The organism is Frankia nepalensis (assembly GCF_016786325.1).
Taxonomy (GTDB): Bacteria; Actinomycetota; Actinomycetes; order Frankiales; family Frankiaceae; genus Pseudofrankia; species Pseudofrankia nepalensis.
On the sequence record NZ_JADWYU010000101.1, the window covers coordinates 76,420 to 88,524 of the forward strand.

The 12,105-nt window shown below is 75.0% G+C and carries 10 protein-coding genes; 7 read left to right on the plus strand and 3 right to left on the minus strand.

The window, feature by feature from the left end; translation table 11 throughout:
• Positions 1-209 precede the first annotated feature (209 nt).
• The 3 genes from I6A81_RS11475 to I6A81_RS11485 all read right to left on the minus strand — a co-directional run bounded on the left by I6A81_RS11475 (position 210) and on the right by I6A81_RS11485 (position 3,371).
• Positions 210-923 (minus strand): response regulator, encoded by a 714-nt coding sequence (locus I6A81_RS11475; protein WP_203003702.1) that lies wholly within the window; start codon positions 921-923, stop codon positions 210-212.
• Between the two features lie 433 nt (positions 924-1,356).
• Positions 1,357-2,199 (minus strand): ribosome hibernation-promoting factor, HPF/YfiA family, encoded by an 843-nt coding sequence (gene hpf / locus I6A81_RS11480; protein ID WP_203003703.1) that lies wholly within the window; start codon positions 2,197-2,199, stop codon positions 1,357-1,359.
• Between the two features lie 302 nt (positions 2,200-2,501).
• A complete protein-coding gene (locus tag I6A81_RS11485) occupies positions 2,502-3,371 on the minus strand; it encodes a ComF family protein (RefSeq protein WP_307874595.1) in 870 nt (289 codons plus the stop codon).
• Between the two features lie 281 nt (positions 3,372-3,652).
• Between I6A81_RS11485 and I6A81_RS11490 the strand changes: the two genes are divergently transcribed.
• The 7 genes from I6A81_RS11490 to I6A81_RS11520 all read left to right on the plus strand — a co-directional run bounded on the left by I6A81_RS11490 (position 3,653) and on the right by I6A81_RS11520 (position 12,016).
• Positions 3,653-4,666 carry a hypothetical protein gene (locus I6A81_RS11490; protein ID WP_203003704.1) on the plus strand — a complete coding sequence of 338 codons (1,014 nt, stop codon included), beginning with the start codon at positions 3,653-3,655 and terminating at the stop codon, positions 4,664-4,666.
• Between the two features lie 17 nt (positions 4,667-4,683).
• A complete protein-coding gene (locus I6A81_RS11495; RefSeq protein WP_203003705.1) occupies positions 4,684-5,697 on the plus strand; it encodes a hypothetical protein in 1,014 nt (337 codons plus the stop codon).
• Between the two features lie 594 nt (positions 5,698-6,291).
• Positions 6,292-7,191, plus strand: a complete 900-nt coding sequence (locus I6A81_RS11500) for a hypothetical protein (RefSeq protein ID WP_203003706.1) — start codon at positions 6,292-6,294, stop codon at positions 7,189-7,191.
• Complete coding sequence (locus tag I6A81_RS11505; RefSeq protein ID WP_203003707.1) at positions 7,191-7,889, plus strand: DUF4129 domain-containing protein; 699 nt, start codon at positions 7,191-7,193, stop codon at positions 7,887-7,889. Before I6A81_RS11500 ends, I6A81_RS11505 begins: the two co-directional genes overlap by 1 nt.
• Positions 7,886-9,331 (plus strand): DUF4350 domain-containing protein, encoded by a 1,446-nt coding sequence (locus tag I6A81_RS11510; protein ID WP_203003708.1) that lies wholly within the window; start codon positions 7,886-7,888, stop codon positions 9,329-9,331. The genes I6A81_RS11505 and I6A81_RS11510 overlap by 4 nt, the downstream gene beginning before the upstream one ends.
• Before the next feature lie 332 nt (positions 9,332-9,663).
• Complete coding sequence (locus I6A81_RS11515) at positions 9,664-10,653, plus strand: AAA family ATPase (protein WP_203003725.1); 990 nt, start codon at positions 9,664-9,666, stop codon at positions 10,651-10,653.
• Between the two features lie 4 nt (positions 10,654-10,657).
• Entirely contained in the window at positions 10,658-12,016 is a 1,359-nt protein-coding gene (locus I6A81_RS11520; RefSeq protein WP_203003709.1) for a DUF58 domain-containing protein, read from the plus strand.
• Positions 12,017-12,105 lie beyond the last annotated feature (89 nt).

Genomic DNA, 12,105 nt, shown 5'->3' on the forward strand with positions numbered 1-12,105 from the left:
CCTGGTATGGGGCAGGACCGGGAGGTATGGGGTAGTTCTGGTCCGGGGTTGGGATGTTGGTCGGGTAGGGGTGGCCCGAACCTCCCAGATCGGCGGAGCCGATCTGGGAGGGACCCCGGCCGCTCCGCCTGGCCGGAGACGCTCCGCGCCCTGCCGGGCGCGGTATGAGGCGAGACCTGGAGGTGCGGCGGCCCGAGCCTTGCCTGTCGTCAGGTGATCTCGAGGAGCTTCTCGCGGACGGCGTACACGACGGCCTCCATCCGGGAGTGCAGCTGGAGCTTCTCCAGGATGTTGCGGATGTGGTTCTTGACCGTGTTCTCGCTGATGAAGAGCTGCTTGGCGATGTCGCGGTTGTTCAGCCCCTTCGCGACCAGCCGGAGCACCTCCATCTCCCGGTCGGTCAGCCGCGGCGTCGGCAACTGCGGGCGGTCGTCCTTGTTCTTGATCATCGAGGCGAACTCGCTGAGCAGCTTCGACGCCATCGACGGGCTGATCAGGCTCTGGCCGTTGTAGACCGCCCGGATGTCGGCCGCGACCTCGTCGATCGAGATCTCCTTGAGCAGGTAGCCCATCGCGCCCGCTTTGATGGCGTCGTAGAGGTCGGCCTCCTCGTCGCTGATCGTCAGCATAACGATCTTCGCGCTCGGTACCGCCTGTTTGATGGCGCTGGTGGCGTCGATGCCGCCGCGCCGCGGCATGCGTACGTCCATCAGCACGATGTCCGGCGCCATCTCGCCGGCCATCGTCACCGCCTCGGAGCCGTCCGCGGCCTCCCCGACGACCTCGATGTCCGGCTCCTGCGCGAGCACCATCTCCAGCCCGCGGCGGAACAGCGCGTGATCGTCGACGATCAGCACCCGGATCGGGTTCTCCTCCGATGGCGCCCGCGGCGTCTCGGCCGAGCGCTGCTCGTCCACCGTCATCTGGCCTCCCTAGGACCACTGCCCCGGCATGGTGGGCGGCGGCCAAGCGGCGGATGCGCGCCGAGGCAACCCGGACCCGTGTTCGCCGGCGCGGGACACATTTCGTCCATGCGCCGACTACACGGTGACATCCAGGTAGTACCCGGCCCCGCGCGACACCTCCGGCGCTCGCCCGGCCTTTGGGTCACGACTGCCGCTTGCCACCACACCCGAGGTCGATGATCCCACGTTGACGGGGCGAACCGGCCATCAGACGGCGGAAAGGCCCATGTCGCCTACCGCGGATCCGCCGGATCGGGCCGGTCCGGGCCAGCTTGGCCGTGACCGCGCGAGGGGCCACGCCGCGCGGACCCGGGCCGGGGCGCCGACCGGCGGGGACCCCAGGCGTGGTGGGTATCCCCGCCAGACGGCCGCGGGACGCCGTGGCGGCGCGCTAGGGAGTGGCTCCCACCCGACCGGGCTCCGCTTCCACGGCCGGCTCCGGCTCGTCCGGGCTGACCAGGCAGATCACGCCGTAGTCGTAGCCGCGCCGCCGGTAGACCACGCTCGGATGTCCGGACTCCGTGTCCTGGAAGAGGTAGAAGTCGTGGCCGACGAGCTCCATGTTCGAGAGCGCGTCGTCGAGCGTCATCGGTGCCGCCCGGTGCGTCTTGGTCCGCACGACCATCGGGGAACGGTCCGGCTGTTCGTAGCGGTCGACGTCGAGGTCCGACGGCCCCGGTTCCTCCGTCGCCTCGTTCCCGGCGGCGCCGGGACGCTGGTCGTCGCCCACCGGGCGGCGCCGGGCGGCCGCCGCGACGTCGGCCGGGGTCAGCAGGTGCGGGGACCCGCCCGTCTTCAGGCCCTCCGTCGCCAGCGCCGCCGCGGGGGGCGCGGCCCGACCGCCCGCGCCCGGCGTCGCGGCCCCGGCGCGCGCGGGCGGCGGCGGTCCGACGTAGGCGCGGCCGTGCCCCTGGCCGTTGTTGCCGTGCTTGTGATCGGCCCGGCGCTCGGCCGCGCGGCGCAGCCGCTCGGCGAGCTTGGACGTCGCCACGTCGAGCGCGGAGTACGGGTCGGCCGCGGCGGCCTCGGCGCGGATCACCGGCCCGCGGCTGTAGACGGTGAGTTCGACCCGCTCACGCACGTCGGCCATCCGGCGGTTGTGCTCATGGGAGAGCTCGACGTCGACCCGGATGACCTTGCCGTCGTACCGTTCCAACTTCGCGAGCTTGGTCTGGACGTGACTGCGGAACCGATCCGGAACCGCTGTGTGCCGGCCCTTGACCACGATCTCCACGCGATCCACCTCCCGTTCGCCGGCCGGATGGTCCGGCGCGGCACGGCTGGCTAGCTCCCGACTCCGGGCCCGGGCCCGGTCGCCCTGGCGCCGACGCTGGCCCGTTTGGGCCGGCGCGAGGCCAGGTCTCGTCGTCCTACTTGCTCTCCTCCGTCCAGCGATAGCCGTGTGACTGTCGTCCTTGTGTGGCCTCTATCCGTCTCACCTGCCGTTATCACCTGTTCCGGGAGACCTGGGCGTCGGCCGGCCGCCGCGCGGCGGTGGCCGCATACCCACCCTGGACACCGGTAGGCCATCTAGTTTCACCCTTCCGGTACCCGCGTGTTCGGTAATCGGACACGTGGCGCGGCGAAGCGGACCCCGGGCCCGTGCGCCGTCGCGACCGCGGCCGTCGCCAGGACCGGTACCCCGGCCCGGCGCAGCGCCCGTACCGCCTCGGCGAGGGTCGCGCCGGTGGTCACCACGTCGTCCACCACCACGACGTCGACCGCACCAGGAAGGACACCGGTGGGAACCCCGGTCCTCGCTCGTTCGGGAGGACGGCCGGCCAGGGCCCGGGTGAGCCGGCCCACCGCGGCGGGGCTGGCCGCGAACGCCCCGGTGACGTTCGCGGTTCGCTCGCTGGCACCCAGGCTCGCCTGGTCCGCCGTGCGCCGGACCGTGCGCAGCAGCGGCGCCACCCATGTCGGCACGCCGGCGGCGCGGGCCAGCCTGGCGGCGCCACCCGCGAGTCGGGCGACGTGGTCGAACCCGCGCCGGCGTGCCGCCGCCGCGCTCGCCGGCACCGGGACCAGCAGGACCGGCCGTTCGCCTGGCGGGCCGCCCGGCCGGGCGACGGCCAGCGCCGCCGCCACCGCGCCCGCCAGCGCGGCGGCGAGCGGCCGGGTGAGATCGAGCCGGCCACGCTCCTTGTAGGCGATCACTATCGAGCCGGCCGGGCCGGCGTAGTGGGCCGCCGCGACGCACGGCGGCCCTCGCCGCCCCGAGGTGGCCATCGAGCCCGGGGCGGCGAGGATCGGGGGACCGGTCAGCGCCGCCGCGCAGCGCGCGCACAGCGCGGCGCCGGCCCGCCCGCATCCGCCGCACGTCCGCGGCAGCACGAGGTCGGCCAGCGTCGCGAGCGCGCCGCGGATCTGCGCGCGAACGCCGGGGGCGGGCGAGGGACCGGTCACCCGCGCAGCATCGGCGGCGCGGGCCCGGCCGACCAGTCCCGCCCGCTCGCCTGTGGACACCCGCGGCCCTGTGGACAGCGGGTCGAACAACTGGCCGCGGGCGGGCACCAACGTGAGGTCCCGGATCGCCTAACGGAGTAGATGGCGGTGCGCCGATTCTGCGAGGATCTACGCGGCGCAAGCGGGAACCGGCGGGCGCCCGGCACGACCGGCCGTTTCGACACGACTGGCCCCCAGCGCGACTGCCTCCAGGCGCCCGCAGGCCGAGGAGACAGCAGCCCATGCACCAGCGTCCGTCCGACAGCGGCGACGGCACCCTCGGTGAGGGCCGACCCGGGGTTCCGGCCACCCCTCCGCCGCTGGGCCCGGCGTTGTACGACCAGCTCGTCGGGACCTCCCCGTTGTCTCAGCCGGTCACCGGGCCACACGGCTTCCCGCCGCTCGGGGTGCCTCGGCGGCCCCTGGGCCTGTTGGGGGCGTTGCGCGGCGCGTTCGCCGCGATCCGGCGCCACCCGACGGCGACGCTGGGGGTGGCCACCGTCGGCGCCATCGTGGTCGAGACGATCTACACGGTCACGTATCTCACGGTTCCGCCGCTGTCCGAGGACATGGCGGAATGGGGCGACTCGGCCCTGTTCTCGGCTGACGTGACCCTGCAGTGCATGCTTTCCGGAGTGATCGCGGTGGTTCTGGCCGGGGCCAGGTCCGGCCGGCGGGTCGAGCCGGACGCGGCGGCCGGGCGGGCCGCGCGCAGGCTGCCCGGTCTGTTCGTGATCGCCATGCTGACCACGTTGACGCTGATCCCCAGACCCTCTCTCGGCCTCCGCTTCATCGTCCTTGTGGCGACGTTGTGGCTGGGCACGCTGTTCTGCCTGGCCGGTCCGGCCTACGTGGTGGAGGGCGGCTCCCTCGGTGAGGCGCTCAGCCGGTCGCGTGAGCTGGTCAAGGGCCGGGGATGGCGCACGCTCGGCATCGTGCTTGCCACCAACGTGCTCGGAAACATCGCCGGTTGGGGCTACTTCGCTCTGATCGACGAGCTGGTGCCGAGTTCGTACCTTCCCCCGGCGACCGCGGGCTACCTCCTGCGCGGGCTTCTGGCCGTGCCCTACGACGTGGCGGTCTACTCGATGCTGGCCGCCGTGTTCGCCCTGCTCTACCTCGACCGGACGGACGACGCCGACCGGAGGGGCACCCCGCCGGCCGCATGGCCCGCCGGCCAGCCGGGCCCCGGTGGCGGTGTCGGTGGAGGCTGGCCGGCTGGACCATCCACGCGCTCCGGACCATCCACGTGCTGAGGAGGCAGGACCGGCCCATGAGGGATGACGCGATCGAGAACAGCTGGAGACGGGGCGCTTCGCGACCGGACGCCTTCCTGTATGGCAAGCCGCTGCCGCTCTACCCCGGACACCAGTACGTGGGCTATCCGGGACCCGAGGGCCACCTGCCGCCCGGCCCGCCCCAACGTTCCAGGACGGTGCGAGAACTGTTCGCGGGCACCTTCGCGACGATCCGCCGGTACCCGGCGGCGACGCTGGGCGTGGCCGCCGTGGGCGCCGTCATCGTCGAGAGCTGCTACCTCGTCATGTACTTCGCCACCCGGAACCTTTCCGAGGACACGGTCGGGTGGTTCGAGGCCGCGTTCTTCGCGCTGGACCTGACCCTGATCTCCCTGCTGTCGGCCGTGATCGCGCTCGTCGCGGCAGAGGAGGGCGTCAGCGCGAAGGCCGACGCCGCCGCGGCGCTCCGGCGGGCCGCCCGCCTGCTGCCCGGCCTTTTCGCCATCAGCCTGGTGGTGGCACTGGCGGTGGTGGGCGGCGCGGTGACCCTCGGCGTGGTGTCGGCGTGGCTGGGCGTGCTCCTCTGCTTGGCCGCCCCCTGCCACGCGGTGGAGGGCGGCTCGGTCGGCGCGGCGCTGCGCCGGTCCGGCGAGCTGGTCCGGCGGCGGTGGTGGCGGACGTTCGGCGTCACGCTCGTCGCCAGCCTGCCGGTGTTCGCGGGCACCCTGCTCGTCTACCTCGTGGTCGAACCCGCCCTGCCGACGTCCGACGGCGAGAAGACGATCGTGGGCCATGCCCTGCCGGCGTTGCTGTCCCTGCTCCTCGACGTGGCGATCTATCCGGTACTGTCCGGCGTGTTCGCCCTGCTCTACCTGGACCGGAGGACCCACTCGCCGGACAGGTGGCCGACCAGCGGGGCCACCTTGGGAACCGGCGAGGGCTGGCCACCTGGCCCTGCCGCGGCGCCGGGTGGCGGCCCGGCTGGCACCGCGGGCTGGTCGTCAGGTGGCCAGCCCTCGGGGCCCGCCGATCGGAACCCCCGGTGGTGACCCGGACCCAGGTCTCGCGAGAGGGTCAGATGGGCGACCGGTGACGGTGGCCGTGGCCCGGGTCGGTAAGGCTGGGGCACGGGTCGGCCGGAACGGCTGGTGGTCCGCCGATCCCGTCCACCGGCCGTAGGTGGACGCGACGATGCCGAGGAGGCAGCACGCATGGTGGAGGGACCGGGTACCGGCGCTGCCGGCTACGGCCACCCGCCGATGCCCGGCGCGGGCGGCGCGCCACCTCCTGGCGCGCGGGGCCAAGGCCCGCCGCCGCCTTACCCCGTGCCGCCGCCTCACCCTGTGTCACAGCCCTACCCCGTACCGCCGCCTTATCCGGTACCGCCGCCCTACCCCGTGCCGCCCGCGTTCCCGCCGGCTGGGCCCCATCCGCGGCAACCGCCCCCGTACGCGCCCGGGCCGCCCCCGCCGTTCGCCGCGCCACCCGCCGCCCCGGCCCCGCCGGCCGCCGGGCGGCCGCCCGGCGCCTGGGCGGCGCCTGGGTCCGAGAACGAGGTCGGGGCCAGCGGTAACGGTGGCTGGGCCGGGTCGCGGGGTGGCCGCCGGCTGACAGCCGACCCGCCCGGCAGGACGGCGGAGATCGTGCCGTTGCGGCCGCTGAGCATCAGCGAGACGCTCGACGGCACGTTCGCGGCGATGAGGACGAACCCGGGCGCGACGCTCGGGCTGACCGCCATCCCGGGCGCCGTCATCAACATCCTGAGCACGCTGATCGCGATCGCCGCCCAGGACGCGTCGTTCGTCTCGTACGCGCTGCTGCGGCTCGTGCTGGCCGGGCTCACCCTGGGGCTGATCGTTCTGATGTCCGGCGTGCTCGCGGTCGTGGTCGCCGAGGCCAGCCTCGGGCGCAAGCTCGGGCTCGGGGCGGCGGCCCGGCGAGTCGCGCCCCGGCTGCCCGGGCTGCTGGCCCTCTCGGTGCTGGTGACCCTGGTGGTGGTGCTCGGGCTGTTCACCGCGGGCGTCGTGTCGGTGTGGCTGGGCATCCTGCTCTGCCTCGCGGCCCCGGTGTACGCGCTGGAGGGCGGGACGGTCGGCGAGGCGCTGAGCCGTTCCCGCTACCTGATGAAGGGCGTGTGGTGGCGCACGCTCAGCATCCTGGCGCTCGCCGCGGTGATCGCCGGGGTACTGGTACTCGTCGTCGCCGTGCCCGTCGGCCTGCTGACCCTGCCGTCCGAGTCGACGTTCACGGACCCCTCCGGCGAGCCGACCACCGCCGGCTACGTGGTGCAGGCGTTGGGCAGCCTGCTGGCCATCACGATCGTCACTCCGGTGATCTCCGGCATCCTCGCGATCCTCTACGTCGACCGACGAATCCGCCGGGAGGGCCTCGACGTGGCCCTCACCAGAGCCGCCACCAGAGCCGCCCCGGCGGCCGCCGCCGCGTCGGCCCCCGTCGGGCCCGCCAGGCCCGGCACACCCGACATCCCCGCGCCGCCCGCCGGTTCCGGCGGTCCCGCCGAGCCCCGGGGCAGGTGGTTCTGATGGGGACGCTGGGCGGCCCGGTCACCCGGGACGGCGCGCAGGAGGAGGCCAGGCGCGAGCTGTCGCGTGACATCTACGGTCGCGAGACGCCGAACTGGCTGCGCCGCCTGTTCGACCGGATCAACGACGTGATCGACTGGATCAGCGAGAAGCTGACCGACATCTTCGACTGGGTCATCCCGGGCGATTCCCATGCCGGCGGCGGGAACTACACGGGGCTCGGCATCTTCGCGGTGCTCCTGGCGGTCGTCGCGCTGGCGGTCGTGCTGCGGCTGTGGCTCGGCCCGGTCCGCCGTTCCGCCAGGGGCCGCGACGCCGAGACGGACCTCGCGAGCCCGCTGTCGGCCAAGGCGCTGCGCGCCGAGGCCGAGGAGTTCGCCCGCGCCGGCCGGTACGCGGAGGCGCTGCGCTCCCGGATGCGGGCGCTGGTGCGCATGCTGGAGGAGAAGGGCGTGCTCGACCCGAGGGCCAGCCGCACCGCGGGCGAGCTGGTCGAGGAGATGACGGCCGTCACGGCCACCGGGCAGGCCGAGCTGCGGCTGGCCGTCGCCGTGTTCAGCGACGTCTGGTATGGCGGGCGGCCCGCGGGCACCAGGGAATACGAGACGGTGGTGCGCGCCGACGAGGCGCTCGCCAACGTCCGCCGGCGCAAGGACGACGACGCGCCGGCCGAACCGACCCACGCGGTGCCGGCATGACCGCCCCCACCAGCGTCGCCCCCTCCCCGGCCGGGCCCGCGGGGCCGGCCGGCGGACCGGGGCCGGGCGGGTCGACCTTCCAGCGCAGCGGGCCGCGTCCGGCGACGACCAGGCGCGCCCTGCGCGTGCTGGCCGTGTTCGCCGTGTTGATCGTCGGCTACGCCGTCCTCGCGGCGGCGGTCGGCGGGCCGTCGACCAGCGAGGACTACCTGGATGTCAGGTCGCCCAAGCCCGGCGGCACGATGGCGCTCGCCGAGATCCTGCGCGACCGCGGCGTCGAGGTGGTCGCCGGCGGCGACGTCGCCAGCGCGCTCGACGCGTCGCGCGCCCCGGACGGCGCCAGCGACCCCGACCGGACGGTCGTCGTGGTCGAGCCCGGGCTGCTCGACCGGTTCGTCCTGCGGGACCTGCGCGACCTGGCCCAGGGCGGCGCGGATGTCGTGCTGGTGGAGCCGTCCAGGACGGTGCTGTCCGCGTTGCGCCTCCCGATCGACGTCCTCGACTCCGCGTCGACCGCCTCGAACGAGCCCGACTGCGCGCTGCCGGAGGCCCGGACCGCTGGCAGTGTGACGATCGGGTCCTCCTACCTTTACGGCCCGCCGGAGGACGACCCGGTCACGCCGCCGATCGACGCCGAGGTCACGTACTGCTACCCGCTGGAGCCGGGTTCCCAGGACACTCAGGGCGCGGCCGTGGCCGTCGTGACCCAGCCTGGAGGGTCCGGCCGCCTGGTCCTGCTCGGCGGCGGGGAGTTCCTCACCAACGACCAGCTCGACGAGGACGGCGACGCGGCACTGGCCTTCGGCCTGATGGCCAAGCACCCGCGGCTCGACTGGGTCATCCAGCAGCCGACCAGCTCCGAGCCGGTCGAGGGCATGGGGGCCGTGGACCTGCTCGGGGACGGCTTCTGGCTGACCGTCACCCAGTTGCTCCTCGCGCTCCTCCTGCTGGCCCTGTGGCGCGGGCGCCGCCTCGGCCCGCCGGTGCCCGAGCCGCTGCCCGTGGTGGTGCGCGCCGCGGAGACGACGGAGGGCCGCGGCCGGCTCTATGCCACCGCCCGTGCCCGGGACCTGGCCGCCGAGTCGCTGCGCGCGGGCCTGCGCGCCCGGCTCGCCGACCGGCTCGGCCTGCCGCCGCACGGGCAGCGCGGCGCGGCCGGCACCGTCCGCGCCGGCGCCGTGGCCGCGGAGATCACCGGACCAGACCCGGCGTCGCTCATCGCGTCGGTCGCCGAGCGGACAGGTCGCCCGGCGATGGAGATCTGGGCCCTCCTGTACGGTTCGGGCGGGCAGGGGGCACCCATGGTCGCGCCGCCGCCCTCGCCCGGTGGATGGCCCCATCCCGGCCCGCCGGGCCCGGGGCAGCCAGAACTGGACGACGCCGCGTTGCTCTGGCTCGCGGAGGCACTCGACGATCTCGATCGGCAGGTGGGTGGAAGGTGACAACTCCGTACCCGGGCGCCTTTGCTCCCGGCGCCCCGACGCCAGGCCCTGGCCCGGCCGGCGAGGCGGATCACCCCGGCGGCGCCGCCGGGCCGGAGGATCAGGACACGGACGTGACCATCGTCGGTGGGAGGCCCCCCGCCCCGCCGGCTGGCCTGCCGGAGCAGCCGGCGGAGCCGGTGCCCGCCCCGTGGCCGGCCGCGCCGGCCAACCCGGCGCTGTCAGCCCCGCCGTCACCCCCGCCGTCCGTTCCGCCGTCGCCCGCGCAGCCAGCCCCACCGCCGCCTCCGCGGCCAGTCCCGCCGCCCACGCCCGCGCCTGGGGCGCCCGCGCTGGCGAAGCCGGCGTCAGGCGCGCCGTCGGCGGAGCAGCAGGAGGCCGCCCGTGCCGCGCTGGTGCGGCTGCGCGCCGAGGTGTCCAAGGCCGTCATCGGCCAGGACGCCGCCGTCAGCGGCCTGGTGGTCGCCCTGCTCTGCCGTGGCCACGCGCTGCTGGAGGGGGTGCCCGGGGTCGCGAAGACGCTGCTGGTGCGTACCCTCGCCCGGTCGCTGTCGCTGGACACCAAGCGGCTCCAGTTCACGCCGGACCTGATGCCCGGTGACGTCACCGGCTCGCTGTTCTACGACAACCGCAGCTCCGAGTTCGCGTTCCGCGAGGGCCCGGTCTTCACGAACCTGCTGCTCGCCGACGAGATCAACCGAACCCCGCCGAAGACCCAGGCCGCGCTGCTGGAGGTCATGGAGGAGCGCCAGGTCAGCGTCGACGGCACCCCCCGGCCGCTGCCGACGCCGTTCGCGGTGCTGGCGACCCAGAACCCGGTCGAGCACGAGGGCACGTACCCGCTGCCCGAGGCGCAGCTCGACCGGTTCCTGGTCAAGGTGACGCTGCCGCTGCCACCCCGCGAGGACGAGGTCCGGGTGCTCGCCCACCACGCCGCCGGCTTCGACCCGGGCGACCTCGACGCCGCCGGGGTGACGGCGGTCGCCGGCCCGGCGGAGCTGGCCGTCGCCCGGGCGGGGGCGCGCGCCGTGCAGGTGCGCCCCGAGGTGCTGGCGTACATCGTCGATCTCGCCCGCGGGACCCGGCACGCCCCGTCGGTGCTGCTCGGCGTCTCGCCGCGTGGCGCGACCGCGCTGCTCGCCACGGCGAAGGCGTGGGCCTGGCTGTCCGGCCGCAACTACGCCACCCCGGACGACGTGAAGGCGCTCGCCCGCGCGACCCTGCGTCACCGGATCAGCCTGCGCCCCGAGGCCGAGCTCGACGGCGTCAGCTCGGACGTGGTGCTCGAGCAGGTGCTCGCGACCGTCCCCGTCCCCCGCTGACCGGATGGCGATCACCGGCCGGGCGGCGGCCCTGGGGTTCCTCGGCGCGGTGGCGGTCGCGCTCGCGCCCGTCCCCGGCCTCGTGCTGCTGCTCGTCAACTTCCTGATCATCGTCGCGGTGCTGGTCGACGTGGCGCTCGCCGGTTCGGTCCGCGCGCTGGAGTTCTCCCGGAGCGGCCCGCGCGCCGCCCGGCTGGGCCAGCCGGTGCCGCTGGTGCTCACCGTCAGCAACGACGGGCGGCGCGCGGTCCGGGCGAGGATCCGGGACGGCTGGCCGCCGTCGGCCGGCGCCCGCCCGCGCGTCCACTCGGTCACCATCCCGGCCGGTGAGCGGCGGTTCCTGGAGGAGACCCTGGCGCCGTCCCGCCGTGGTGACCGCGAGCCGTTCCGGATCACGGTCCGCTCGCTCGGCCCACTGGGCCTGGCCGGGCGTCAGGGCCGGCACCAGTGCCCCTGGCGGGTGCGGGTGCTGCCGCCGTTCCACTCGCGGCGGCATCTGCCGGCGGCGCTCGCCCGGCTGCGGGAGATCGAGGGCGAGGTCGCGATCCGCGGCGGTGGCGCCGGCTCCGAGTTCGACAGCCTGCGCGACTATGTGATCGGCGACGACGTCCGCATGATCGACTGGCGGAGCACGGCGCGGCGTGGCTCCGTCGTCCTGAAGACGTTCCGCCCGGAGCGGGACCGCCGGGTGGTCTGCGTGCTCGACACGGCCCGGACGTCGGCCGGCCGGGTCGGCGCCGTGTCGCCCGACGCACCCCACGGCCCGGGGTCCTCGGCCGGCCCACCAGCCGCCGTGGGCGACGGCCCCCGGCTCGACCACGCGCTCGACGCGGCGCTGCTGCTGACCGCGGTCGCCCTGCGCGCCGGCGACCGGGTCGGGCTGATCGCGCACGACAGCGAGGCACGACTGGTCATGCCGGACTCGACGGAGGCGAACCTGCTGGCGCGGATGAGCGAGGCGATGGCGACCCTCGAGCCGGCGCTGGTGGAGGCCGACCACGAGGGCCTCGTCTCGACGGTGCTGCGCGCGACCCGGCGCCGTTCGCTGGTGGTGATCTTCACCGAGCTGGTGCCCGCGGTCATCGAGGAGTCCCTCCTGCCGGCGCTGCCGGCGCTGACCGCCCGGCACACAGTGATGGTCGCCGCGCTGCGCGACCCGCGGCTGGCCGAGCTCGCCGCGGGCCGGGGCGACGTCCACGCGGTCTACGCGGCGGCGTCGGCCGAGCAGACCCTGCTGCGCCGCCGCCAGCTCACCGAGGAGCTGCGCGGCCGGGGCGTCGAGGTGGTCGACGCCCCGCCCGACCGCTACGCCCCCGCCGTCACCGACGCCTATCTCACCCTCAAGGCCCTCGGCCGCCTGTAGGCCGGTGGGCCCGGACCTGGCCTCGCCGGCCTCGGCCGCGCGCGATCGCTGGCGTCCCGGATTAGTTACGCGGACGATGTCCGGCGTCG

What these genes read in the sequence shown, in the direction of transcription:
- I6A81_RS11475 (WP_203003702.1), bottom strand. Translation starts at nt 923, where the DNA reads ATGACGGTGGACGAGCAGCGCTCGGCCGAGACGCCGCGGGCGCCATCG.
- I6A81_RS11490 (WP_203003704.1), top strand. Translation starts at nt 3,653, where the DNA reads ATGCACCAGCGTCCGTCCGACAGCGGCGACGGCACCCTCGGTGAGGGC.
- I6A81_RS11495 (WP_203003705.1), top strand. Translation starts at nt 4,684, where the DNA reads ATGAGGGATGACGCGATCGAGAACAGCTGGAGACGGGGCGCTTCGCGA.
- I6A81_RS11505 (WP_203003707.1), top strand. Translation starts at nt 7,191, where the DNA reads ATGGGGACGCTGGGCGGCCCGGTCACCCGGGACGGCGCGCAGGAGGAG.
- I6A81_RS11510 (WP_203003708.1), top strand. Translation starts at nt 7,886, where the DNA reads ATGACCGCCCCCACCAGCGTCGCCCCCTCCCCGGCCGGGCCCGCGGGG.
- I6A81_RS11520 (WP_203003709.1), top strand. Translation starts at nt 10,658, where the DNA reads ATGGCGATCACCGGCCGGGCGGCGGCCCTGGGGTTCCTCGGCGCGGTG.